Origin of the sequence: Pseudoalteromonas sp. AOP31-A2-14 (assembly GCF_052378035.1) — a bacterium.
GTDB lineage: Bacteria > Pseudomonadota > Gammaproteobacteria > Enterobacterales > Alteromonadaceae > Pseudoalteromonas.
This window is the reverse complement of the sequence record NZ_JBQSXI010000002.1, coordinates 178,784-203,373: the sequence shown is the minus strand read 5'-3', so window position 1 is coordinate 203,373 and position 24,590 is coordinate 178,784. Positions and strand designations below refer to the sequence as shown.

Annotated in this window: 20 protein-coding genes and 1 pseudogene; 11 read left to right on the top strand and 10 right to left on the bottom strand. The window is 39.9% G+C overall.

What is annotated here, in order from left to right; genetic code table 11:
- The first annotated feature begins 39 nt into the window (after positions 1-39).
- The gene (locus ACT3S9_RS16775) at positions 40-1,134 is read left to right on the top strand and encodes a Mu transposase domain-containing protein (RefSeq protein ID WP_444751126.1); all 1,095 of its coding nucleotides are present in this window, start codon (positions 40-42) and stop codon (positions 1,132-1,134) included.
- Positions 1,127-1,879: an IS21-like element helper ATPase IstB gene (gene istB, locus ACT3S9_RS16770; RefSeq protein ID WP_208835222.1), complete on the top strand. Its 753-nt coding sequence runs from the start codon at positions 1,127-1,129 to the stop codon at positions 1,877-1,879. The genes ACT3S9_RS16775 and istB overlap by 8 nt, the downstream gene beginning before the upstream one ends.
- A 46-nt stretch (positions 1,880-1,925) precedes the next feature.
- Here istB and ACT3S9_RS16765 read toward each other — a convergent pair whose 3' ends face one another.
- Both ACT3S9_RS16765 and ACT3S9_RS16760 read right to left on the bottom strand, forming a co-directional pair.
- Positions 1,926-2,168, bottom strand: coding sequence for a helix-turn-helix domain-containing protein (locus ACT3S9_RS16765; RefSeq protein WP_444751125.1), 243 nt, complete (start codon positions 2,166-2,168; stop codon positions 1,926-1,928).
- Complete coding sequence (locus ACT3S9_RS16760; protein ID WP_110957785.1) at positions 2,165-2,662, bottom strand: hypothetical protein; 498 nt, start codon at positions 2,660-2,662, stop codon at positions 2,165-2,167. The genes ACT3S9_RS16765 and ACT3S9_RS16760 overlap by 4 nt, the downstream gene beginning before the upstream one ends.
- A gap of 64 nt (positions 2,663-2,726) precedes the next feature.
- On the opposite strand from ACT3S9_RS16760, the pseudogene ACT3S9_RS16755 reads away from it, so the two are divergent.
- Positions 2,727-3,143, top strand: a pseudogene (locus ACT3S9_RS16755) (IS3 family transposase); the annotation flags it as partial.
- A 114-nt stretch (positions 3,144-3,257) separates the two neighbouring features.
- Here the strand turns inward: ACT3S9_RS16755 and ACT3S9_RS16750 are convergent.
- Positions 3,258-4,784 carry a DNA cytosine methyltransferase gene (locus tag ACT3S9_RS16750; RefSeq protein ID WP_441992971.1) on the bottom strand — a complete coding sequence of 509 codons (1,527 nt, stop codon included), beginning with the start codon at positions 4,782-4,784 and terminating at the stop codon, positions 3,258-3,260.
- A 375-nt stretch (positions 4,785-5,159) separates the two neighbouring features.
- Positions 5,160-5,531 carry a helix-turn-helix domain-containing protein gene (locus ACT3S9_RS16745; protein ID WP_441992970.1) on the bottom strand — a complete coding sequence of 124 codons (372 nt, stop codon included), beginning with the start codon at positions 5,529-5,531 and terminating at the stop codon, positions 5,160-5,162.
- Positions 5,532-5,659: 128 nt separating this feature from the next.
- Here ACT3S9_RS16745 and ACT3S9_RS16740 point away from each other — a divergent pair, with 128 nt between their 5' ends.
- Both ACT3S9_RS16740 and ACT3S9_RS16735 read left to right on the top strand, forming a co-directional pair.
- Complete coding sequence (locus ACT3S9_RS16740) at positions 5,660-6,121, top strand: hypothetical protein (RefSeq protein WP_441992969.1); 462 nt, start codon at positions 5,660-5,662, stop codon at positions 6,119-6,121.
- A gap of 104 nt (positions 6,122-6,225) precedes the next feature.
- Positions 6,226-7,101: a nuclease-related domain-containing protein gene (locus ACT3S9_RS16735; protein WP_441992968.1), complete on the top strand. Its 876-nt coding sequence runs from the start codon at positions 6,226-6,228 to the stop codon at positions 7,099-7,101.
- 596 nt (positions 7,102-7,697) lie between these two features.
- Here ACT3S9_RS16735 and ACT3S9_RS16730 read toward each other — a convergent pair.
- Both ACT3S9_RS16730 and ACT3S9_RS16725 read right to left on the bottom strand, forming a co-directional pair.
- Positions 7,698-8,228 carry a DUF6942 family protein gene (locus tag ACT3S9_RS16730; RefSeq protein WP_441836165.1) on the bottom strand — a complete coding sequence of 177 codons (531 nt, stop codon included), beginning with the start codon at positions 8,226-8,228 and terminating at the stop codon, positions 7,698-7,700.
- A complete protein-coding gene (locus ACT3S9_RS16725) occupies positions 8,225-8,674 on the bottom strand; it encodes a YaiI/YqxD family protein (RefSeq protein WP_441992967.1) in 450 nt (149 codons plus the stop codon). Before ACT3S9_RS16725 ends, ACT3S9_RS16730 begins: the two co-directional genes overlap by 4 nt.
- A 135-nt stretch (positions 8,675-8,809) precedes the next feature.
- On the opposite strand from ACT3S9_RS16725, the gene ACT3S9_RS16720 reads away from it, so the two are divergent.
- The 3 genes from ACT3S9_RS16720 to ACT3S9_RS16710 all read left to right on the top strand — a co-directional run bounded on the left by ACT3S9_RS16720 (position 8,810) and on the right by ACT3S9_RS16710 (position 13,106).
- On the top strand, positions 8,810-9,343 hold the full coding sequence (locus ACT3S9_RS16720; protein ID WP_441836163.1) for a lipocalin family protein: 534 nt from the start codon (positions 8,810-8,812) through the stop codon (positions 9,341-9,343).
- A 155-nt stretch (positions 9,344-9,498) separates the two neighbouring features.
- Positions 9,499-11,373 carry an alkaline phosphatase PhoX gene (locus tag ACT3S9_RS16715; protein WP_441992966.1) on the top strand — a complete coding sequence of 625 codons (1,875 nt, stop codon included), beginning with the start codon at positions 9,499-9,501 and terminating at the stop codon, positions 11,371-11,373.
- Between the two features lie 68 nt (positions 11,374-11,441).
- The gene (locus tag ACT3S9_RS16710) at positions 11,442-13,106 is read left to right on the top strand and encodes a hypothetical protein (RefSeq protein ID WP_441992965.1); all 1,665 of its coding nucleotides are present in this window, start codon (positions 11,442-11,444) and stop codon (positions 13,104-13,106) included.
- 153 nt (positions 13,107-13,259) lie between these two features.
- Here the strand turns inward: ACT3S9_RS16710 and ACT3S9_RS16705 are convergent, their stop codons facing one another.
- From ACT3S9_RS16705 to ACT3S9_RS16695, 3 genes are read right to left on the bottom strand one after another with little or no spacing between them, the layout of a single operon-like run.
- Positions 13,260-13,595, bottom strand: coding sequence for a DUF3325 family protein (locus tag ACT3S9_RS16705; protein WP_441992964.1), 336 nt, complete (start codon positions 13,593-13,595; stop codon positions 13,260-13,262).
- A complete protein-coding gene (locus ACT3S9_RS16700) occupies positions 13,592-15,199 on the bottom strand; it encodes a PepSY-associated TM helix domain-containing protein (RefSeq protein WP_441992963.1) in 1,608 nt (535 codons plus the stop codon). The genes ACT3S9_RS16705 and ACT3S9_RS16700 overlap by 4 nt, the downstream gene beginning before the upstream one ends.
- Positions 15,196-15,549, bottom strand: coding sequence for a hypothetical protein (locus tag ACT3S9_RS16695; protein WP_441992962.1), 354 nt, complete (start codon positions 15,547-15,549; stop codon positions 15,196-15,198). The genes ACT3S9_RS16700 and ACT3S9_RS16695 overlap by 4 nt, the downstream gene beginning before the upstream one ends.
- Before the next feature lie 477 nt (positions 15,550-16,026).
- On the opposite strand from ACT3S9_RS16695, the gene ACT3S9_RS16690 reads away from it, so the two are divergent.
- The 3 genes from ACT3S9_RS16690 (at position 16,027) to ACT3S9_RS16680 (ending at position 20,510) form a co-directional block, all read left to right on the top strand.
- Positions 16,027-17,955, top strand: coding sequence for a metallophosphoesterase (locus tag ACT3S9_RS16690; RefSeq protein WP_441992961.1), 1,929 nt, complete (start codon positions 16,027-16,029; stop codon positions 17,953-17,955).
- 27 nt (positions 17,956-17,982) lie between these two features.
- A protein-coding gene (locus tag ACT3S9_RS16685) for an IS3 family transposase (protein WP_086962489.1) occupies positions 17,983-19,142 on the top strand; the annotation gives its coding sequence in 2 pieces (ribosomal slippage) (positions 17,983-18,256 and positions 18,256-19,142; 1,161 coding nt in all).
- Positions 19,143-19,925: 783 nt separating this feature from the next.
- Positions 19,926-20,510 carry a uracil-DNA glycosylase family protein gene (locus ACT3S9_RS16680; protein WP_441993448.1) on the top strand — a complete coding sequence of 195 codons (585 nt, stop codon included), beginning with the start codon at positions 19,926-19,928 and terminating at the stop codon, positions 20,508-20,510.
- Here the strand turns inward: ACT3S9_RS16680 and ACT3S9_RS16675 are convergent, their stop codons facing one another.
- Complete coding sequence (locus tag ACT3S9_RS16675; RefSeq protein ID WP_441834399.1) at positions 20,511-24,563, bottom strand: SNF2-related protein; 4,053 nt, start codon at positions 24,561-24,563, stop codon at positions 20,511-20,513.
- Positions 24,564-24,590: the final 27 nt, after the last annotated feature.

The following is a 24,590-nucleotide window of genomic DNA, read 5'->3' as shown; positions in this document are numbered from 1 at the left end:
GACAACTAGTCTGACAGAGAGGGGTATGGCCTATTAGGTATGTGTGATTTTACACATGTGAAGTCACCCGTTACCATTGCTAGTGAACCCTTAAAGCATATGTTGTTTCATTATCGTATGCCCGCCAGTGGCTGGGCTTACGCCCAAGTGATCTACGGCGGTGAAAGCTTTGCTGCTTTTTCTGATGGCGTGCAAAACGCATTTAAAGCAGCCGGCGGTGTGCCTAAAGAAGTGCGTACAGACAGTCTGAGTGCCGCCTATCGTAATCACACTAATGATAACGATTTTACAGAGCGCTTTAATGAATTAGTCACCCATTATGGCTTTAAAGCGACCCGCAATAACCGCGGTATTGCGCATGAAAATGGGGCTATTGAGAGCCCTCATGGGCATCTTAAATCGCAACTGGAGCAAGCATTAAAAATCCGTGGTAGTTATGACTTTCAGACAAGAGAAGTCTATGAATCGTTTGTTGCCGACATTGTAGCTCGCCGTAATCGCCGTGTAAGTGATAAATACGCAGTAGAGCAGCGACAATTACATGCTTTACCACGGACGATGAGCGTCAATTACACCGAGCATTATCTAACGGTGTCACGTACGAGTACTATTTCATTGAAACGTGTTACCTATAGCGTCCCGTCACGCCTTATTGGTAGCCGATTACTGGTTCGTTTATATGACAACCGTTTAGAGCTGCACTATGGCAGCGATTTAGTTCAAACGTTAGCGCGTGTCTATGCTTCTAAAGGATGCCGTGCACGTAATATTAGTTACTTGCATGTTATTGACGCACTGGTTAAAAAACCATTGGCATTTCGCTACTCACAACTACGTGACGACTTACTTCCAAGCGACAATTACAAAGCTATTTGGGAATACGTTAATGCCCACCTTTTAGCGGATGAAGCGAGCTATTACATGGTAAAACTGCTCCATTTAGCAAAACAAAGTGGGTGCGAACGTCAATTAGGACGATTTGTAGCAGCGTCAATTACTCAGCGACAATTACCGGCCATCCGAGAATGTGAAGCGCAATTTTTAGTGATTGCATCAAACATACCCACAATAACAATAAAGCAACACAGCTTGAGCGCTTATAGCAGCATGATACCGGGAGGTCTACATGGATAACTTCACGGCCTCGTTACCTTTAATGCTGAAACAATTAAAGCTTAGCACCATGCTTCAACAGTGGAATACCCTGGGCAAAAAAGCGATAGAAGAACAATGGAGCCCACAGCAATACTTATCTGAGCTGTGCCATATTGAACTTGCGACACGCGATGATAAACGCCTTCAGCGGCTTTTAAAAGATGCAAAATTGCCCGTGGGTAAACACCTTAGCAGCTTCGACTTTACCCTTGTTGATGGGGTTAGTAAGCCCCTTGTTGCTGATTTAATAAATCAGCCGGATTGGTTGAAGCACGGTGGCAATATATTGCTATTTGGCGCCAGTGGTCTTGGTAAAACGCATATCGCCAGTAGTATCGGTTATGGCCTTATCGAGCAGGGCCATAAAGTTAAGTTTGTTGCCGCGTCAGCGATTGTTCAACAACTCCAGCAAGCAAAGCGACATTTACGCTTGCAAGACGAACTTGTAAAGCTCGATAAATACAGCTTATTAATCGTTGATGACGTTGGTTACGTACGAAAAACGGAACAGGAAACGAGCGTGCTGTTTGAATTGATAGCCCATCGCTATGAGCGACACAGCATGATCATCACATCAAACAAATCATTCGAACAATGGGATGAACTATTTGATGATTCAACGATGACTGTAGCGGCAATAGATCGCTTGGTTCATCATGCAACGATTATTCATTGCGAAGGTGAAAGTTACCGACGCAAAACAGCGCTCAATAAGAGCAAATAAAATTCGGTGTCAACCGGCCAAGATAATTGACGCGGAACCGGCCAAGTTAATTGACGCTAGATACGATGGCTAATATGTTATCTCTCTCTGCTTTTGATAGCTTATTTTTTGGCTCAGGGCGCTGAGATATTGGTCTACCATCTGTTTTTATGTTCCCGTCAACAGTCCAACGTTGATACGTCCGGACACTGATCCCAAGTTCACGGCAAGCTTTAAACTTTGGCGCACCAGAACTCACAGCTTCATTAACTAGTTTAACTGCTTGAATGCGAGCTGAGTCGAGGATCATTCGTCCTCGGCTTCCCCCCAGATCGCATTTGCTTTTTTTCTTAACACCAATAGTGCTGCGGTTTCAGCGAGTGCCTTATCTTTTCGACGTAGCTCCTTTTCTAATTGATTGATCTGTTTTTTATCTTTCTTTGTTTCGGTGGAGAAGGCTTTTTCTTGCTCTTTAACGTTAGCGTTTGCATCTATACACGCATTTCGCCAAGCCGATACTTGTTCCACATAAAGACCTTTGCCTCGGCAATATTCCGCTAACTCAGCTTGATTTAAAGAGGCTGTTTCCAACACGACTGAGAATTTATTTGCTGATGACCACTGCTCAGCATTCTTTCCATCACCTGGCACTAAATGCCCCTTATCAATTGCTTGTTTTCGCCAATTATACAAGGTTGATTCACCAATCCCCATCTCGATTGATAATTGGGCTATTGCTATATTATTTGGAGGCATCATCTTCTGAAGAGCCGACTCTTTGCTTTGCGCTGAATAATGTTTCATTGTTACTCCACGCCCTCTGTTTAATGGTTGAATATTAAGCGCGACAACTAGTCTGACAGAGAGGGTTATCGACCTGTACTCGCGCTCAGTGATTGGTTGGTCAATGAGTACACGCATGACATCATCTTTGGTGTGTGACGCCCTGCAAATGGCTATCTGGCGCCGAGGTAGACCTAAAGATGTCATTGTACATAGTGATAGAGGCAGCCAATATGCTTCCCATGCTTATCGTGATTTATTAAGCGAACATCATTTAATGCAAAGTATGAGTCGTAAAGGCAACTGCTGGGATAATGCGTGTGTGGAAAGCTTCTTCCATTCACTCAAGGTCGAAGCCATCCAATATGAGCCTATTATGAACCGAGAAACCATGAGGCAGCATGTATTTGAATATATAGAAATTGATTACAACAAAAAGAGAAGGCATAGTGCGTTAGGCTATTTAAGCCCCGAGAAATTTGAACAACTAAATGTCGCTTAACGAAGTGTCCACTAATGATGGTTCAGATCACTTTAATTAAAGGCTTAACATGTCACTAATATCAAAATTATACGTAGGCTGATTTATAATATAAGAGGTAGTTAGCTTTTTTGATTAAATTAATGTTAATATGATCTGTCCAATCTGCTGTGCTAAATATGGCGGCACAGCATTACCTACCTGCACATACTGATTCGTTCTCGTTCCTTCAAAAATATAGTTGTCTGGAAAGGTTTGTAAGCGAGCGGCTTCGCGAACACTTAAGCTTCTACATTGTTGCGGATCGTAATGTACGAAGTAGTGACCATCTTTTGAAATATGGCTTGTTACAGTCGTAGCATACCTATTAGCTACTTGAACACGAAAACGATCTGAGTGGGTTCCTGTATCCCAGTTTGCATGGGCAGGTGCTAACTCTTTAGGGAAGTGACGTGATTTAGGTGATGAACCTTCAATTTGAGCATATGCAGCACAGTATGCGTATCGAAGTAAATCATCAACCATGTGCCCTCTGGTTTCATGGTTTAGCACTACGTTTAAGTAAGGGTCTATATACCAAGCTTTCAGTGATTCAGGAATAGCTGGAGTTTTGTCGCTTAATGCAGTTTCTATTCTAGACAAACCGATTTTTGGCTTGAGACTTAAGCTATTGGCTGATTCTGAGTCAAATTGTTTTTTCAGAATCCGCTTTAACTTAGCTGCATTTTTAGTAACAGCTGTTTCCCAATCTTTTGCATTGTCTTTTTGCTTTGAAAAGCCACTGCGTAAATTAGGTAAATCATCAATAGCTTGTTTTACAGTAACTTGATGTTCGCATACGCTTAATGTTTCTGGAGTGGCTTTAATATCCTCACGCACACCCAGTAAAATCACACGATGCCTTGCTTGAGGTATTCCGTATTGCTCACAGCGAATTAGGAAATCGGCAGAGTCTTTGTATTGTGGGTTTTCCGGGTTCTCGGCATCAACCACTAATGAATAGATTTTATATTTTGGAATCTTCTTTTGCTTAGTTACGGAGCCTGGGTTACGCAAGTCTTCCAATATTTGCGGGAACATTACTTGGCCGTTCACTTTTGCAGTGAGAATTCCGCGAACATTCTCCATTACAAAAATATCTGGTTTAGCTAGGCTTATTACCTGTAAATATTCTTTATATAAAAAATGGCGAGTATCAGCTTCTGCTACGTAACTTTTATTACCAGCGTTACGAGAGCGCCCTGCAAGTGAATATGCTTGGCATGGTGGACCACCGATTAGGACTTTTGGACCCTTGTGTTGTTTTACGAGTTCATTTATACGCTTGTGTATAAGCTCATTGTCTTTACCAAGCTCTTTTGCGCCGTTTAATGTTTCTAGATTGGCTTCGAATGCAATATCGGGGTGAAGCTCAAATAACTCATCACGTGTAATTTTTCCATGTAGGTAATCATAGTAATTATCTAACGGCTGAGACTTGTTTTTGAGTAAACGAAAAAAAGCGCGAGTTGTTAATGTTTGATGTGCATTAGTATCTTTCTCAACAGAAATACCTATTTGAAAAGGTGTTTTACCGTCATCTGTTTTAGCTGCGGAAATCCCTTCACCAAGGCCGCCAGGGCCTGCAAATAAATCAATGACAAGAATCTCACCGTTTTCCATAACTAACTAAGCAACTACAAAATAAAAAGACAGAGAATCATACCAGGCCTTCTATATCCTATAAAGTTTTATATAGAAAAAGTTGAACAACTGCCCAAAATAGCAGCTAACAGTTATGAATTAAAGACCGATGCCAAGGTAAACCCCCGTGATCACACCCGAAATTGAATTAATGATGAGTAATTTACAGCATGGATGCTGTTAAAAAGCGTAGCTTGGCCACGGATGGCCTATCTACGCTGGTTATGTTCATATCATTAATTTAAATTGAGGAAACAGTTTGATCCTCGGGGCGTCGTGGGGTTCCAAGGGGCGTACGGCGCTATGCGCCCCTTGGTTGCCGTCGCCAACGCGACATCTGTTTAAAAGTAGTATTTATTTCGCTGCGAGCCCAATGAGCAATGCTGTTAATGCTGCCCCAGCAACAAACGCACCTAAATCAGATTCTGCATTTTTTGCATTGCCTCTTGGGGGCATTTTTACTTGTACAACTTGATTCCTTTCTAAGTTTTTAACTGTTTTCTCAACAGCAGAAATTATGTCTAATACGCTCACATTCATCGCTTTAGAACAAATAAACATCTGATCGACAGAAAATGTCGACTTACCTGATTCCAACCGGCTGTAACTAGCTTGTGTTAGTCCTAATGCTTTAGATAAGTCTGTTTGTTCAATACCTAATTCCTTTCTTTTATTTGCTATCACCACACCCAAAACGGATGAGAAAGAAGTTAATTTATCATTCATAAATATATCCTTAACTAAATTTAAGAGTTGCACAAAGAAAAAAAAGCGGTATATTACTTTAACGACAGTATATACGTTTAACGCATTTAATGTCGTTATTTTTTTCATTTTAACTTAAAGAGGTTTATATGCATAGTTTTAAAGTTGGAGATATCCTGTATCGAAGTAAATTGTTGGTACAGCATGCAGGTGTTGTTGTTGGGGATGATGCTGTTTTACATAACTCTCCTTCTGGAGTAGAGATATGTTCGTTAGCAAAATATGGAGAAGGTAAAGTTATTAAGGTTATTTCTACTAACTTGCCAGAACCAGACAAAGAAGAATTTATAAAAAGAGCACTAGAGTTAGTTCAAAAGGGTAAAAAATATCAACTATTTAATTTTAACTGTGAACATTTGGTTTCTTCAATTAAAGATTTAAAACCAACAAGCTCTCAAGTGACAGGTGTTGCAATAGGATCTATCATTGCTGGCCTATACAGCCTTTCTCAGGGAAGTGATAAAACTATTACAGCTATGGGTATTGGTGCAATTGGTGGTCTGCTGATCACTAACCTTTCTAGGAAATATGACTATGAGATACAATCTTGACGGTAGGGATTGAGGTAAATATTTAAATCATCTTGGCTACTACAAGTGCGACATGTATCTATTTTTAATGTATAAAGAATGAGTTGTTATTACAGGAACTCATCATGGATGATTTATTAAACCAAGGTTTAAGCCTTTTAGTTATTATTGCATGCGTTTATTCTTTAATTGGCGTGTTGTTTTTTCGTATTTGGTCACACCAAAGCAATGCTAAACTTCCTATTGAGCGCAATAAATTAAAGCGAGTTGCGGCTCAAACACTCAATGAACAAGTGAATGAAAAAATAGTTGAGCTTATTGGTTTAATATTTTTAGCAACGCTTATTGTAACAATGCCCTTTGCAATTAAAGGCATTGCAGACGTATTTGCTAGCGGTAATCTCAATTATTTTCTAATTATTATAATCTTGCTAGGTTTAGCCTATGTAGCTAGAAAGCTTTGGATTAAGTCTAATCATTTAATAAAGTTAAAGCTTGGGCGTGATGCTGAGTTGGCTGTTGCTTCTGAACTTATAGAATTACAGTCACACGGGTATCAAGTATTTCATGATATACAAGCTGATGGTTTTAATATCGATCATTTAGTGGTTGGGCCAAATGGGATATTTGCTATTGAAACCAAAGGCAGACATAAACGAATAAAAGACGATGAAAATTACAAAGTTAAATTTGAAAATAATCATTTAGCATTTCCCTCTTGGTTTGAAAGTAAGCCGTTGGAACAAGCTAAAAATCAAGCAAATTGGGTGAATAAATGGTTATATGGATCAACTGGTTTTAACACGCAAGTTTTGCCTGTTTTGTGTTTTCCTGGTTGGTTTGTCGAACTCAAGCAGCGGCCACTTTTTCCAATTGTTTCACATAAGCAACTAGTGAAAACGATTCTCTCTATGCGGCAAGTAAATTTAAATCAAGAACAACAACGTGCGATTTGCTATCAAGTAATTCAGCGTTCACTGCATGAAAGTAAAGCAATTTAAAAGCGATTTTCCACGCTAAAAATCGACATCTACGATACATTCAAAGGGCATGAAGAGGTTGCTCCCCCGTGCTCATCCCCGAAATTGATAATGATGAGTAATAGCAGTGCATGGATGTGCGTTAAGCGATGCTTACACAAGGACGTGTTTCATCGTGTTTAAGTTCACATCATTAATCTCAATTGAGGAAGAAGTGTGATCCTCGGGGCGTCGTGGGATTTCGAGCGGTTCGAGATAGAGTGAGGTCAGAGTATAGCGCAGGCGAAGATGAACATTTACGTCTGCGTTTTACAGAACTATTTCAAAAGTTAGACGATTTATAAAAATCCAGGAAATACCAATTGAGTTGACGCAAGTTCGCGAAATGCGCATCGTTCATCGGCGAGTGGTTTTTATCAATACCCTGTGCAATCTCAAAAAGCACAGCGGCAACACTGGCCTTTACACATTCGATGACGTTAACACGAATAACAAAATCAAATACGAGTATGACTTCATTAACACCAAATAAAGAGGTTGAACGTAGCTATTTTTGGATAATGGTTGATCACCTATTTTAATGCTTAACTAAGTTATAGTTTGACTATTAACCCTATTTAGCAAAAACATTGTGCGGCTAATTCACTCAAGCGGAGTATTTTTATATTACTCAGTTGGCGATAGTCAAAGTAAGGACAAACAAGCAGTTTATTGGCTTTATCAATGGCAAACTCGTCATCTAACCAGTTCAATTGGGTGTTTAATAAGCCTTGTTGTAGTAAGTTTTTTGCATGGGTGCGCCCGGCTATAATATGTAAGCAACTATTATCTTCTAATTTGGGTGGGCTAAATAATAAAACTGTTTTACTGGCTGATTGCAATAGCGCCGTGTCGCGGTAGTTTTGCCAGCTAGTCGCTTGCTTTGCAAACGTGAAATGCTCACTGGGTAGTGCAAAAAGTACTTTAGCATACACATTAAATACTTTTCGCCAACCATTACCACAGGCTTGGTTAATGGTATTAATTTGCCCATTAACCAGAGGCTGTAATAAATCAAGCTGGGTAAACTCGTCCATAGGTGGGCGGTTAGCAATATATACCGCCACTTTTGGCTGCGTGTCGCCAAAACCAATTAGCGGGCTATTCATTTATTTTGTGCGAGTATTTTGTCGAGGTTATTGGCAAACTTTTGGCGGTCGCTCTGACTGAGTGGCGGTGGCCCACCGCTCATTTCTACACCGCTTGAACGCATTGTGTCCATAAAATCGCGCACGTTTAAGCGACTACGAATGTTCTCTGTGGTGTAAAGTTCACCTCGCGGATTTAGTGCCTGCGCGCCGTTATCTATAGCTTCAGAGGCAAGCGGGATATCACCGGTGATCACAAGATCGTTTTTTTCTATGCGTTTAACTATTTCGTCATCGGCAACATCAAAACCAGACGACACTTGTAAGCGGCTAATAAATTTTGATGGGGGGATGCGCATAGTGTGGTTAGCAACTAATATTGTTTCAGTGTGAGTGCGCTCAGCAGCACGGAACAAAATTTCTTTAATGACTACCGGACAGGCATCTGCATCAACCCATATTTTCATTATTAGCTCTATTTAGTAGGTAAAAAAATGATCCTAACCTAAGCTTTATTGAACCACTAGTATTAAGTGAACTTTTTTGCCAATAATACGTATTGGTTAAGCTTAAACATCACTTTTATTTTTAAGGATAATACAATGAAATTTAAACTATTTGTGCTTTTAGGTGTGCTTAGTTTCGCAGGATTAGCAGGTTGTACAGGTGTACCTGAAAGTATTACCCCAGTAAAATCTTTTTCGGTGGATCGTTTTCAAGGGCAATGGTACGAAATTGCACGCCTTGATCATTCTTTTGAAGAGGGCCTTGAACAAGTAACTGCCAATTATTCTATAAATGATGATGGTAGCGTTAAAGTGGTTAATAAAGGTTACAACACCAAAGAGCAACAATGGAGCGAAGCTCAAGGTAAAGCCAAATTTGTAGATAGCAAAGATGTTGGTCACTTAAAAGTGTCGTTTTTTGGGCCTTTTTATAGCTCGTATGTGGTTTTTAAGCTCGACCAAGAAAACTATAATTATGCTTATGTAACCGGTTACGATAAAGACTATTTATGGTTGTTGTCGCGCACTCCAACAATTAGTGAAGAGCGAAAAGCCGATTTTATTAAAACAGCTAAAGCGAAAGGCTTTAACACAGATGAACTGATTTTTGTAAAACAAAGCCCTATGTAAACCCCCTTTACACACTTTTATATCATTTTAGGCCGATTTGTATCGGCCTAAAATAGCCTTCCCTAAAATATCATTTTTTTGTAAACCCACTGTCATATCGGCTCGCCAAACTACGTCCGCGTTAAACCAACAATAAATAGTAACCGGAGTACAAAATGAAGCGTGTAGCATATTCTTTAATCGCCGCGGCGATTACGTTGGCCCTCACAGGTTGTGATGGTGATGAAGGTGAGCAAGGTCAAGCAGGGCCAGTTGGGGAAGTGGGCACTCCTGGCGTTGATGGTAGTAATGGAACTGATGGTGTTGATGGTAGTAATGGTGTTGATGGAGAAAATGGCGTAGACGGAAGTAATGGCGGTTCAGGCCTTACTCGTTTAGCAACTGTACCCGCAGGCGCAGAAGTAACCGGTATATTTTTGAGTGAAATGGGTGACTTGTTTTTTAATGTTCAACATCCGTCTGATACAAATACAGCAACAGATAATGTCAATAATAAAGTGATTAATCGTGGCACTGTGGGGGTTTTACGCGGAATTAATTTTAACAACTTACCAAAAAATATTGTTAGTTCACCGGTGCCAGAAAGTGACTTTGAGCGCCAAGTTGTGATCTCGGCGGTCGGTGAGTATCAGATTTTAGGGCAAACGGGTGATACCTATTCGGAGCTAGGTGATAACGGCTTAGCAGGCGGATTAGGTGTTCATTATGGTATTAACAACAACCAAAAAATTCTTGAAAATAATAACCCCGATTTTAACGGCTTTATCGCATCTGGAGAAAATGAAGGCTATTTATTTACTAACTGGGAGTCATACCCAGGGGGTGTAAGCCGTTTAAAAATGTCAAAAAGTGCGCAAGGCGCGTGGTCAGTCACTGACGCTATGATGATTGACTTTGACGGTGTTAAAGGCACCGCAGCGAATTGTTTTGGTTCAGTGTCGCCATGGGGTACACCACTGACATCTGAAGAGTGGATTGTTAATTCAACTGTTGATTCAACCACTGACGCATCGTGGAATGACCCTGTGGATACCGCTACAGATGGTATTGAAGCCCTAACTGCTCCTGATTTTCCAAACCCATACCGATATGGTTATACCGCAGAGATAAGAAACCCAACAACAGATACACCTGATGTGGTTAAGCATTTCACTATTGGCCGTTACGAACATGAAAACTCAGTGGTAATGCCAGATCGACGCACCGTTTATTCATCACAAGATGATACCGGCGGCGTGATGTTTAAATTTATTGCTGACCAACCTGAAGACTTATCTGCTGGTACACTTTACGGCGCTAAGCTAACCCAAGATGCCGGTTTAAATGAGCCAACAGTTACTGGCTTTGATGTTGAATGGGTTGAACTTGCAAACAGTACTAACGCTAATATAGAAACCTGGATTAGCGAGTATGACAACATTACCAGCGATGATTATGTCGAGGGTAAAACCAGTTATATGTCGATGGCTGATGTACAAGCATGGGCAAATGGCGATGCAACTTACCCAATCGAAGCTGATGGCGGCAGTCCTGTGACCGCAGGTAAGCCTATGGATAACCGCGCAGTATTTTTAGAGTCTCGCCAAGCGGCGCGTTTAAAAGGGGCAACTGCAGAGTGGCGTAAACTTGAAGGTATTAGCATTAACCATGACCGTGTTTTAGAAGCTATCACCGGCCAAGATATGATTGCCGATGAAGTGGTTAATAAGGCGTATATGTACATTGGTATTGCTGATTTAGATAACACCATGATTGATGATGAAGGCGATATTCAGCTTTCAAGTCGCGTAAAAGATTGTGGCGGTGTTTATCGTGCGCACATTGATAGCAACTACAGCTTAACGCGAATTGAGCCTGTGGTGATGGGAGCAACTTATCGTTCAACGCTAAATGGTGCTGAGCGCTGTGATGTGGATCAGCTTTCTCAACCTGATAACGTGATTGTTATGCGTGATGGCCGCATTATTATTGGTGAAGATGGCTTTCAAGAAAACAACACATTATGGATGTACGACCCAAAATCTAAATAAACCACTATTGGGCAAGCTTACTTGTTAAGTTTGCCCATTTTTTTGCGCTAAAAAAGTGAGTCATAAAAATGAAATTTTTTATTCCCCTTTTTCTATTAGTGAACCTTGCACTAATAAATGGTTGTTTTGATAACGCCATCCAAAGTACTGTCGTTATTGATGTTATAACGCCACCACCTCAAAAAGCACCTTATAACGTGGGCGATGACATACCTGCACTTGCTTATATGCAGCACGGGGAAATATATAACCCAGAATCGGTTATTCCTCCGCAGTGTTATACCAAAACCGAGGGCACAAATAATCCGTGCTATGCGTGTCATCAAACTGACCACAACAATAAAAATCGTCCTAATCAGATGAACGATGGAAGCTTACAAGGGGATTATCAGTTTTCAGATTTAGGCTTAAAAAATCATTGGAAAAACTTATTTATTGACCGCACTGAGTTGATTGGCAAAATCTCAGATGAACAAATTATGAGTTGGGTGAATCAAGACAATTACTCACGCTTTATTAATAAGCTTAAAGCAAACCCCGACTGGCAAGGAGAAGTCGCCGAGGTTAAAAATTTAGCCTACCCGGAACGTGCTTTTGATGAGCAAGGCTTTGCAAGCGATGGCAGCCATTGGGTCGCATTTAATTATAAACCTTTTCCCAGCACGTTTTGGCCAACTAATGGCTCAACGGGGGATGTAATGATCCGTTTAGGTAAGCCGTTTCGTGAGCTTAACGGTGAATACAATCAAGACGTGTATATGGCAAATTTAAGTTTAGTAGAAATGGCTGTAAAAGACTTATCAACCATTACCACTCCTGACTTATCAGAGCGCTTAATTGGCAAAGATTTAAATAATGATGGAAAATTAACTGAGCTTATAACCGCTATCAGTAAACAAAGCCATTATGTTGGCGATGCCAGCCAAACTGAATTGAGTTATCAATTATACCCAGAAGACACCGAGTTTTTACATACTGTGCGTTATATTGGCGTGGACGAAAATGGACAAATTTATAATGCGCCACGTATGAAAGAAGTACGCTATATGAAAAAACATAGCTTTAAGTCAAAGCAGTTATTGGCCTCATCGTATTATAAAGAAGCCAAAGAAAAGCATTTTGAAAACTTGCCGCAAACGCGTTATTTAGGTGAGCAAGGTATTAATAATATGTTTGGCTGGACAATTAATGGTTACATTGAAAATGAAGAGGGTGAGCTGCGGCCACAACATGAGCAAGAGTTGGCCTTTTGTAATGGTTGCCATAAAACAGTGGGCTCAACGTACGACCAAAGTTTTTCGTTTCCGCGTAAAGTTGAAGGGCGAGATGGTTGGGGTTACATAAATTTAAAAGCGATGACAGATGTGCCTAATAAAGGGGAGCAACAAGGTGAGTTTTTAACTTATTTTCAGCGCGTTGGTGGCGGCGATGAGTTTAGACAAAACCAAGAAATGTTAATGCGCTGGTTTAACCAAGACGGCAGCGTAAATAAAGCCAAAGTGCAGCAAGCTAAAAACCTTTACGAGCTGATCACTCCTTCAAAACAGCGTGCTTTAAAGCTTAACAAAGCCTACTTAACCATCGTTAAAGAGCAAAGTTATTTATTTGGCCGCGATGCAACCATTAACAAAGCGACTAATGTGTTAGAAACTGTTGATGAGTCTCAAGCTCCGCTAGAAAGCGATAACCGATATGTGTGGGATATGCAGTTAGACTGGCACAAATCTCCTTAGGCGAAAGCTGAGTAATAAATTTGCAATAAAGCTACGTTATATTAGATTTGAGTCAGTAATTACTCATTAAACTATTTAACGACACAGTATCCCACCTACTAGGCAAACTAATTTAGTTTGCCTTTTTTCAGATCACGTTTTTACTAACTAAGCCTAATATACGGTTAAAAATAACCCAACAAGCAGTATTAATATTAAATTGCATATACTCATGAGCTTGACCAAATTACGCTTGAAACTATAAAAAGCCATTATAATTAAAAGGCTTAGCGCCATATAGCCACAAAAAAGCAAACTGCCATAAGCACCAAATTTAACAATGCTAAGGCATAAACTTAGTAAAATACTGATCCAAGAAAACCCCACGAGCCAATTACTTTGCCATTGTGCCGGTTTTTGATTAAAAACATCTCGGAAATGGGAAAACTTTGCGAGTGAAAAACCATTAAATGCCAGCAAGCAGAGGCTAAAATGCAGTAACTCGTTCACGTTTCTTGCTCCTGTTGTGTTGCTTTTTTATCGCGGTGGCGTGAATTGCTTGTTTTTTTTATTGGGTGTTGAGTACGTAATTTTTTGGCTTGTATAATAAACAAAGCGCCACACACCAGGCATAGCAAGTCAAAGCTAAAAAGTGCCCATTGATTATTAACTAAGTAACTAACAATATTACCATTAGTTGTTAAAGCATTAACTATAGGAACGCTTATGCACGCCAGTGCATTTAACCTTGCAAAGAACAACCATTGACGCTTAGCGCGTTTAAATAATGCAAACAAAGAAACACCGAGCCAAGTTAGAAAAAACGCTAGTATTTCTTTATCTGCGCGTTCAGTTATGGTTAGCGGTAGTAGTCTATTAGCGATAAAAAATGCGCAGGTTGCCAATGGTAGCCCCATTAAGGTGGCTAAATTAAGCCCTTCAACCAACTTTAAACCAAATGAAGGCGATTGATTTTTCATACGCTCACGTAGGCGTTTTGCCCACATAACGCAGCCGGTGGCAATCATTGCACAACCGGCTATACCACATAAAAAATACAACCAGCGCAATAATGGTTTTGCTAAACGGCCGGTGTGCAGTGCCGTCATCGAGTCATAAAATACTTGTGAGCCGCTTAGGTTCATCCCTGATGTTGATAGTAGCTCGGCGTTCACTGCATTAAATAACAATACCGGTGAGGCATCTTGTACGCTATTTTTGTTACTAAGATAAACAGCTACAGTGGCTGATTTTTTATTAGCATCGCGAATAGTTAAGCGTGTTAAGTCAGCGTTTGAAGCCTTAGTATAAACCTGATCCAAAATAGTGTTTATGTTTATTAAAGGAGCGCTTTCTGTTGATGGTTCGGGGCGAATGCTTGTTGGAAAAGCATCATTAAATAAACCACTTAAGCCTTTTTCATACATGGTATTAGCGGGGTATGGAAACAACATAAAAATTAAAGTGATAAGCCCAGTGTAGGTGATCATTATATGAAAAGGTAAAGCTAAAACCGAAGAAATATTATGCCCATCAAGCCAACTGCGGCTCCCTTTATTACGCCTAAAGCTAAACATGTCTTTAAAAATACGCTTATGAATAACGACACCAGATATAAGTGCAATCAACATAAATAGGCTGGCTAAACAAACCAGCCAACGAGCGGTTCCCACATCAATATAATGTAAGTCAAAATGAAGCCGGTAAAAAAAGTTACCGCCTTTGGTTTCTCTTGGTACATCAGTGATCTGGTTGGTGTTTGGATCTAAATAAGTGGTTTCAAACGTGGCTCTGCGCTGTCCTTCTTCGCGCGGCGTAGCATAGCCATAGCTTAGTAGTGCGTTGCGCGCGTCAGGTAATGAAATTCGCCACTGCGGTGAATTTGGAGCCGTTGTTTGTAAGTTTTTTATAGCTGCCATTATTTGTGTTGGCTGCATTGCAACACGCTCAGACTGATGTGCTATTTGATGCGCCTCGGGCTGTGACCAAAGCGTGACCTCATCGCGAAAAAAGCTAATGGTGCCTGAATAATAGATTAAAAATAATAACCAACATACCAGCAGCCCAACCCAAGTATGTAGCCACGTCATCGAACGGAAAAAACTCTCTTTCATAATCCGCTCTTAATCAAAGTAAGTGCCAGTGTGGTGAGGCCAGTTATTAGTAAAATAGTGATCCAAATGCGGGCTAATGACTTTACTGTAAACGACCAAATAAATACACAGGTATAAACAAATACCGAAATTGTAGTGCTGATTAGCACAGCATCGAGCTTACTTAAAGGAAGTACGAGCGCCAATAAGCATATAAAACAGCTGGTGAATACATAGCCACCAACAATAGCCGCGATAAAACGAAGAACCACCTTATATTTATAACTATTTGATAATAATTTGTTTTTAATTTTGGGTGAGAGTATGCGTGGCTGCGTGAGCGTATCCGTACTAAGGAGGTTAGTTTGCATTACGGTCCTTTATAAATAGCGATTGAAATTGCATAAACGCTATTATATATCTTATAAATAAAAAAGATAGTGATTACTATTTGCATCTGTAATTTATCTACAGTGTTGTACAAATCTATTCCTTTTGCTTTAAATTTATCGTACTTAATTGTTAGTTAATGATAGGTAAGGGTTTTATAAGGTTATATTTTTTTGTGAACATAATTGATTGAATTATTATTTTACTTTGTATAGTTAATAAATATTTTATTCTTAATTTGTGTAGTTGTAACACCGTTGACTTATGTGTTTGTTAGCATTTTTTTGACATTTAAATAATGAGTAAATGTATTTTACTTTCTTTGAGTGTTTGTGGATTGCATGTATTACCACAAGGTTTTGCTCGTTTGTATTTATTGAGTGTTAACCCGTACTCATAAAAATGAAAGTAGCGCTGGATAATTGCTGCTTGCTAATTTGCTAATTTATGGAGAAAAAATGAAAACTATACCCCCGGTTATCCGATCATTTAGTATTGTTTTTTTAGCTTTAGGGCTGTTTGCTTGTAACGGTGATGATAAAACAGTTGAGGTGCCTGTAGAGGTTGAAGTGCCTGTTGAAGTCGAAGTGCCGATAACTGCTAACCCCGAGCATGCTTTACTCAATGATCCATTTTTACAGTTACCAACGGAGGATTCAGTTAATGTTGTTTGGTTTACAAACTTTGAAGGTACTGAACATACGTTGTTTTATGGTGATGAATCAACCTCTGAAATAACGACAACAAAATTAACACGTATGATGGAAGATGCATCATCTGCACAATTTGAAAAAGAATATGAGAGCCTGACTTACCGCCCTGTATTTCGCCATGAAGCTACGGCAAAAGGACTCACTCAAGGTGAACGTTTAGATTATTCTATTTCAAGTAAAGATGGTGAGGGGTTTGATTTTACAAGTAAATCGTTCACATTAGCACCGGCTCCGGCTAAAGGTGCTGCGTTAAAAATATTACTGACCTCAGATTTACAATCAAAGAAAAATGTAGCCGCAAATTACCAAAAAGTGGTTGAAACGGTAGGTATACCTGATGCCGTATTGTTTGCTGGAGATTTTGTAAATGTGCCTGACCGCGCTTCTGAATGGTTTGATCAAGTAAAAGATAATGCCCCCGGATTTTTCCCTGCATTACAGGGGAAGTATCAAAAGTATCTACCTGGTTTTCCTTATAATGGCGGTGAAATTCTGCAAAACGCCCCTTTATTTGGCAGTATTGGTAATCACGAGGTGATGGGGCGCTATAACCCTACCAAAGAAGGGTACAGCCTAAGTGGCGGGTTTAACGATCCACAGCCAGCGTGGTATGCCGAAATTGCTTATGAACAAGTAAAGCAGGATGTTAACCCAACGAATGATGCCGATGTTAAAGCGCAGTGGATTGCAGATCAGTCTAACAACCAGCAAACATTTTTAGATATTTTCTCATTTCCAAATGACGGTGTTGGAGGTGAAGAATATTATGCTACAGCGTTTGGTGATGTATTTATTATTTCAATGAACGTGTCGAGAATATGGCGCTCTTGGAGTGTATCTGGCGATAGTAAATCAAAGTTTGTCGAAGGGTTAAGTACGCTTGAAGACCCTCAGCAGTGGGGCTTTGGTGAATTTATGTTTGAATCTTTTGATAAGAATTCAGACCAATACGCGTGGCTTGAGACCGTGATGCAAAGTGAGGCATTTAAAAACTCAAAGTACAAAGTGGTTATGGCTCACCAAGGAGTATTTGGTTTAGGTGACAATACTGTGCCGGTTTTATCTGAACCTGTAATGCAGTTGGTTGAAACTGTCGATGGTGCACAAAGTATGACGGAATTTACTTTTCCGCTAAGCGCTCAAACGTGGACGGATACCGTTGAGCCCATGCTTGAGAATATAAGCGAAGTGCGCTACCAATACCCATTAGCAGAAGATGTTTGGTTCAATGACATTGAGCCTCTGTTACGTGAAAACGGAGTTAATCTTGTTCATATAGGCCACTCGCATTTATGGAATCGAGCTCAAGTGGGTAACTTACATTATTTAGAAAGTTCAAATGTTGGTAATTCGTATGGGGCCTATTATGTCGACACCAGTGGCGAATATACTGATGATGTTCGTTCTGGTTATGCTGATTTTTGGGATGATGTAAACTCAGAAAATCCACGTTGGTCAATTACTAATTATCCGCCTAACGGTGATCCACAAAATCGCGTTATGAGCTTCCCTAATGTGTTTAGCCCTATGAGTATGGAAAACGAGAGTTATCCTGATTTACCTTTTGTAGCAAGTAACACGCTTTCTGTTTTCTCCATCTTAGATACCGGGACAGGTACAGTTCAAAGTTATGTATGTAATGGTCTAATGAAACTGGACAGGTTTATAGCGTAAAATGAGCTAAACCCAAAAGGTATCACTATGACCAGAAAATCAAAAGTAACACTCAGTGCACAACAAAAACTTGAATATGCCAAATTAATGGTAGAAGAAGGTTATACCAATAAGCAAATTGAAGAGATGTCTGGCGCAGGAAAGTCAGCAGTATCACGTTGGAAGCAACAATATCTATCTGAGCTAGATGGTAAGAGCCCGGGAAATGTACAAGCACTCACACCAGAACAGCAACGTATTCAATTGCTAGAGAAGCAGCTACAGCGAGCTTTAAGGGATAATGATATATTAAAAAAAGCCACCGCTTTCTTCATTCGCGACAATCAAAATTTAAAGTAATTAAAGCGTTGAAGAAAGCGACCCCAAGCTATACGGTATCTGAGTTGTGTCGTGCTTTAGAAGTCAGTACAAGTAGTTATTACTATGCGCCCGTCGCGCCAAATAAGTCAGAGCAGGCACTGCTGGAGTTAATTAAATCTATCGCTGACGATTCTGGTTATACGTATGGTAGACGCAGAGTGAACGTTGAACTGAATGCGTTAAATCATACGATTGGAATATATAAAACAGCGGCACTGATGAAAAAGTTGAATATAAAAGCCATCAGGCCGAAGAAAAAACATTACTACCCTAACTCAGGTGATGAACATAAGTACGCACAGAACCTCTTAAAACGAGAGTTTAACCCTGATTCACATAACACGCATTGGGTCGGTGATATTACCTATATCAGGAACCATCAAGGGTGGAGCTACTTGGCCTGTGTGTTAGACTTATCAACGAGGGAAGTTGTAGGGTATGCCTTATCAACAAGCCCAAATGCTGAATTGGCTATAGCAGCATTGAATAATGCTATTAAGCGTCAACAGCCGGTTCTTAATCAACTGATGTTTCATTCCGATCAGGGGTGTCAGTATTCTGCGGCCTCGTTTAGAGCTCGGTTATCACAACTAACTATAACGCAAAGTATGAGTCGTCGAGGTAATTGTTGGGATAATGCAGTAATGGAGCGATTTTTTAGAAGTTTAAAAACAGAGCGACTGAATCGCCTGTCATTTATAAATCATCATTCAGTTATAAGTGAGGTGGACAATTATATTCAGTTTTACAATTACAAACGTAGGCATTCTACGCTTAATTATATGACGCCACATCAGAAATATAATGAATTAAAAAATGCCGCTTAGAATCTCTACAGAATTTGTTGACCATTACAGTATTTGACCCGAGTAACTTGGATGCAGAAGTACAATTATTTGATGAATTTTCTATTCAATAAAAAATGCTGGGCACTGGTTTAATCCAGTGCTCGTTACTTTTTACTGAGTCCACTAGGTTACAGATCTCGTGCTACGATCAAATTGTCTCTAGATTAACCCAACTTAAACTCTGCAAGGTAACAGATATTAGTTAGTAAAATAGTGATCTGTCATATATAGATTCATTTCCTCCAGATGCTAAGCCAATCGGCCCGGTTTGAATAAATGTCGTTGAGCTTTTTATCATAAAAATAACTTTTTATTTTGTATAAATATCAATGGCTTGTATTTTATTTTTTGATTTTTTTTAATGTGAGTTTTAATGTTTTCTCAGATCACTATTTTACTAACCTCGCTTTTAATAAAGCTCACTTGCGAAAATATAAAAGTCACTGTACCCGCGGGTCCCTTTGCCTTTTAGCAACATATAGGGCTAGTAATTAAATACTAAGTAATTGAAAGTAATGTATTTTATAGTTGTTTCTGCTTTTTTTTGTATGATTTTTTTTGCATGAGTTGCATGCAAAAAAAATTTATAATGTATTAATTAGTTGATCATGCCTGTAAGTGCTATCGTCAATTAACTAAAAATAGACGGGCTAGAAAGTAGGCTGTTAAAATCATAAAATATATTAATAATAATTTAAGCTGTTGAATTTAATCGTTTTAAAATTGCTTTATGATAGCCAGCTATAGAACAGGAGAGCAAAGGTGACTGAGCAGTTATTAAAACAAGTTAGTAAATTCGTGATCTGTGAACCTCAGCTGCCACTTGGCGCACGTCCGGTGGTGCAGTTTGATTCTGCAGCACGTATTTTAATTGCTGGCCAAGCTCCTGGCTTAAAAGTGCATGAAACGGGAAAGCCTTTTAATGACGCCAGTGGTAAGCGCTTACGCCAGTGGCTAGGGCTCAGTGAAGATGATTTTTATGATGCTAGTAAAGTGGCTATTTTACCGATGGGTTTTTGCTACCCAGGTAAGGGAAAGTCGGGTGATTTACCACCGCGTAAAGAATGTGCGCCCGCTTGGAGAGCCCAGCTATTAGCGGCGTTACCGAATATTGAGCTGACAATTGTGCTCGGTAAATATGCCCAAGCGTACCATTTACCAGAAAGTAAAAGCGTACCGTTAACTGAGTTGGTAAAATCGTGGCGTGAGTATTGGCCAACTATTTTACCGTTGCCTCATCCTAGTCCTCGCAATAATATTTGGCTTACTAAAAACCCATGGTTTGAGGAAGATGTATTACCCGCGCTTGCCCCACGGGTAAAAGAGATACTTAAATCGGACTTGTAATTATTCGTCCAAATCATGGTTGAGTAGCGCTAGTAGCTGATCTTTTGATAGTTGCCCTGCATCGCCACTGCCCGATAACACTTTGTCGGCAAGCGCTTGCTTGTGTTCGTGTAATTGCAGGATTTTTTCTTCAATGGTGTTTTGTGCAATTAAGCGATAAACCGTTACTGGGCGTGTTTGGCCTAAGCGGTGCGCGCGGTCTGATGCTTGTTGTTCAACTGCTGGGTTCCACCATGGATCTAAATGCAGTACATAATCGGCGGCGGTTAAATTAAGCCCTGTGCCACCGGCTTTAAGGCTAATTAAAAACAATGGAGCATCACCATTTTGAAATTTATCGACTTGTTGTTTGCGCTTTGCACTACTCATGCTGCCATCAAGGTAGCAATATTCAATTTTGCGCTTTTGTAAGCGTTGCTCTACTAATTTAAGTACATCTACAAATTGGCTAAATATGAGCGCTTGGTGATCGTTCTCAAGTAATTCTTCAATAATCGAATCAGCGGTATCGAGTTTACTTGAAGTGAGTTTACTGTGCTCAAGTAATAATTGTGGGGCAATACAGGCGCGGCGCAATTTAGTTAACGACGCTAAAATAGTAATGTATTGGCTGTCTTCTTTACTGGCTTGCTCAAGCGCATTTAGGCGTGTTGCTTCGTATAGTGCTTGTTCTTCATCGCTTAATGCAAAGGTTAGGTTTATCTCTGTTTTTTCAGGGAGCTCTGTCAGTACTGTTTGTTTTTTACGGCGCAGTATAAACGGTGCTATTAATGCTTTAAGAATATCAGCTTGTTGTTGGTTTTTATCTGCATTACCAAAGCGCTTTTTAAATACGGGTAAAGTGTGTAAAAAACCCGGCATTAAAAAGTTAAATAGGCTCCAAAGTTCGCCTAAATGGTTTTCAATCGGAGTGCCAGAAAGCGCTACTTTAAACTGGCCATTTAAGGCAAAAGCGGCTTTTGCACGTAAGCTGAGCGGATTTTTAATGGCTTGTGCTTCATCCAGCACAATGTTAGCAAAAGAGTGCTCGGCAAGTTGCTCGCCAATTAATGGCAATAGGCCGTAGCTGACAACAATTAGGTCACTGGCTTTTGCATTATCTAATACATCGGCGCAGGATGCTGCGTTATCAATGTTTTTAACTGTTAATGAAGGCGCAAAACGCTCGGCTTCTACTTGCCAATTATTGCCTACCGATTTAGGCGCTATGACTAAGCTTGCGCCTAATTGGCTGCGCATTTGTAAGACACAAAGTGTTTGTAAGGTTTTGCCTAAGCCCATATCATCGGCAAGGCAGGCGTTAAGGCCCCAATTTGCGAGTTGCATCAGCCACTTAACCCCTACAATTTGATAATCACGCAGGGTGTTTTTTAAATGAACAGGTATTATAGGTTCGCTGGTGTTGTCAAATTTGGCTAAGCGTTGTTGCCAGCTTTCGCCATAGCTTACATCACCTAAATCAGCGACGGTTTGATATAGCGGCAATGCACGGCTGTTGGCAATACGTAACTTGTCATCGCTTACGTCTTTGTCTTGGCTTTGCATACCTTCAAGGCGATTAATTAACTTAGTTAAACGCTGATCTAATAATAAAGAGTTTTGTTCGTCAAATTCAATAATACTGCCGCGACGAGGTGCGTTTAACAACGTTTGTAAGGCGTATATATCGCCACTGGGTAAAGTTATATTGCCGTTTACACTGAGCCAGTCACTGTCATCATTTAGGTTTAAAGATAAGTGCTTGCTGTTGGCAACTTTCATACCTTGGGTGTTTTCATCCCAGCTTAATACTAATGCCTTGGCTTGGTGCGCCTGTTCAAGAGATTCAATGGCTTGGCTAATATCCTCTGGTAAAAAGAACTGCTGTTGAGTACTTTTGTGCTGATAACTTTTATTATTGAACACCTCAGCCAAGTTTTTTAACAGCTTTTTAAAAGCACGTTGTTCGGCTTTTAAATCACGTTTAACAACGCTGCTGTTAGTGCCATCTTCGCTATAAACTAAGGTTGTAGCCCCTACACCAGGCTCAAGCCAAGGACCATCGACAGAATGCGGCATTACATAAAAGTTTACATCAATCCCCATGTGGGTCAGTTTAATAACTGCCGCCAGTTCACAGCTTCCTTGGCGGACATTGTTAATATCGGCAAACTCTGTACGTTCACTACTTATATGGTGCTCTGTGGCGAGTTTTTTTAGCGCGGAATTAAGTGCGGGAAGCCTTTCTTCGGTTAAGTTATTAGGCTGGTTGGCAAGCATTGCATCGAGTTTTAATTGTTTTTCATCAACTGCAAATACTTGGTAACAATTGTCGTGGCTATGATTAACAATAAAGTCGCCATCAAGGTCGTCAATGGTGGGGTGCATCACTAATTCAAAGCAATCATTACTATTTTGAGCAATTTCGATAATAAACTCACCTTTAATAAGCTTAATTGCATCGCCTTTAATATTTTGTAAATCATCAAACCCCACTAATGCCTGTAATACGGCGCTGGTGGCTTGCACTTCTTTATAACCAAAACCTGCGTGATTGCTGATCACTTGGATAAGTTTACGGTCTGCATCTGTAAGCGCTTCATGGTACTGCGCGTAATCGAGTTCATGAATATTAGTTTTTCGGCCTTTAGTCCATTCGCCTTTCGCGTTAATTTGCTGCACTTTTGCTTGAATAAGTGGTAAATCTAAATGGGTGAGGTCAAGCTGCCAAGTAACTCGTTGTTCGGACTTTGGCTCTTCAAGATGACTAATATCATCAAGCCAACGTTGCCATTGTGCTACACGGGTAAAGTGCGTTAATAAACCATTGCTAGGAAATGGCGTATCTTCTTTTAGCCAAAGCGCTAGGTACATGCATTGTTCACCAAGCCAGTGTTGGTGCGGTTTTATAGCATCGATGAGTTGATTGAGTAACGCGTCATGCGCCCTTAAGTTATTTATTTGCTCATCGGTGGCATTTTTTATTAATGCCAATAATAAACAAAAAAGCGGCGCTAAGGCGTTAGGATTACTTATGAATTGTTCGAGTATTTTAATTAAACGATAATCTTTAAATGTGCTTATTTGCTCGCTTTCTACTAAAAATTCAATGGCTTGATGGCTGTGGCTCAGCTCACCTAAATTTTTTCTATACCAGCGCTTGATGGTTTCTAACTGTTTAATACCTGCGCTGGTATTACCGGCGAATAAACTGACGGTATACAAAAGTCCTGTAATTTCAGCGGGGTAAGAGCCTTTGCCAAACTTTTTACGGTAAGCCTTTAAGGCATTTTTATATTGTATCTCGAGTGCATCTAAGGGGGCGCCCTCAATTGCATTTTGATTTACTTCAATAAACTGCGCTAACGCACGGTCTGACTTGTCGTGTAGTAGTTCATCAAAATGGCTATTTTGCTTTAATACTGCCAAGCTTTCATTAAGGTAAATGAGTTTACTATTGTCAATGTTGTAGGCGTTGTCTTTGGCTATTAGAGGCCATGGTATATCGCCAGTAAGGTTAAAAAATTGGCCATTTATAAAGTGTTCGGCGCAGGCATGTTGCCACTGGACTGGTAAGTTTTGCCAAAGTTGATGGCTATATGTTGATTGTGCAAGCAGTGTTATAAATTGGTAATCGACTTCTTTTTCAAAGTCTATCTTAAACTGTAATGACGACTTGGGTTTTTGTTTTTGAGAGTCAAACAGATAAAACATAAACACCAGCGCACCATTGTTAAAATGGTAAGTGTTGGCAAGCTCTTTTAAAAATACTGCTACAAGGTCTTTATTATCGGTTAACATGCTTATCGTGGCATAGACAATCGCATCAATCGAAAGCTGATAATGATCACCAAAAGGGCGTTTCCAAATAAATGATTCTTGCGCTAATTGTTGAGTTATAGCTGTCACTTCTTTTGGTGAAAACGAATAACCTTTCTTAAAATGATCAAATAAGCGATTAGCGTATTGTTGCGGTGAGTTTTTAAAGCCATAAGAGGATTCACTTAATAATAGGCTTAATAAAACACAGAGCTTTTTTTTCTCATCGGTGGTGGTTACTTTTGGAAGTGTCATCAATGGCATATAAAACTAACGTTAGCT

Coding starts and splice junctions, on each gene's coding strand:
- ACT3S9_RS16765 (WP_444751125.1), bottom strand. CDS start 2,168: ATGATCCTCGACTCAGCTCGCATTCAAGCAGTTAAACTAGTTAATGAA.
- ACT3S9_RS16715 (WP_441992966.1), top strand. CDS start 9,499: ATGAAGCGTGTAGCATATTCTTTAATCGCCGCGGCGATTACGTTGGCC.
- ACT3S9_RS16730 (WP_441836165.1), bottom strand. CDS start 8,228: ATGAATAGCCCGCTAATTGGTTTTGGCGACACGCAGCCAAAAGTGGCG.
- ACT3S9_RS16760 (WP_110957785.1), bottom strand. CDS start 2,662: ATGAAACATTATTCAGCGCAAAGCAAAGAGTCGGCTCTTCAGAAGATG.
- ACT3S9_RS16740 (WP_441992969.1), top strand. CDS start 5,660: ATGCATAGTTTTAAAGTTGGAGATATCCTGTATCGAAGTAAATTGTTG.
- ACT3S9_RS16725 (WP_441992967.1), bottom strand. CDS start 8,674: ATGAAAATATGGGTTGATGCAGATGCCTGTCCGGTAGTCATTAAAGAA.
- ACT3S9_RS16690 (WP_441992961.1), top strand. CDS start 16,027: ATGAAAACTATACCCCCGGTTATCCGATCATTTAGTATTGTTTTTTTA.
- ACT3S9_RS16710 (WP_441992965.1), top strand. CDS start 11,442: ATGAAATTTTTTATTCCCCTTTTTCTATTAGTGAACCTTGCACTAATA.
- ACT3S9_RS16745 (WP_441992970.1), bottom strand. CDS start 5,531: ATGAATGATAAATTAACTTCTTTCTCATCCGTTTTGGGTGTGGTGATA.
- ACT3S9_RS16750 (WP_441992971.1), bottom strand. CDS start 4,784: ATGGAAAACGGTGAGATTCTTGTCATTGATTTATTTGCAGGCCCTGGC.
- ACT3S9_RS16720 (WP_441836163.1), top strand. CDS start 8,810: ATGAAATTTAAACTATTTGTGCTTTTAGGTGTGCTTAGTTTCGCAGGA.
- ACT3S9_RS16700 (WP_441992963.1), bottom strand. CDS start 15,199: ATGAAAGAGAGTTTTTTCCGTTCGATGACGTGGCTACATACTTGGGTT.
- ACT3S9_RS16735 (WP_441992968.1), top strand. CDS start 6,226: ATGGATGATTTATTAAACCAAGGTTTAAGCCTTTTAGTTATTATTGCA.
- ACT3S9_RS16695 (WP_441992962.1), bottom strand. CDS start 15,549: ATGCAAACTAACCTCCTTAGTACGGATACGCTCACGCAGCCACGCATA.
- ACT3S9_RS16775 (WP_444751126.1), top strand. CDS start 40: ATGTGTGATTTTACACATGTGAAGTCACCCGTTACCATTGCTAGTGAA.
- istB (WP_208835222.1), top strand. CDS start 1,127: ATGGATAACTTCACGGCCTCGTTACCTTTAATGCTGAAACAATTAAAG.
- ACT3S9_RS16675 (WP_441834399.1), bottom strand. CDS start 24,563: ATGACACTTCCAAAAGTAACCACCACCGATGAGAAAAAAAAGCTCTGT.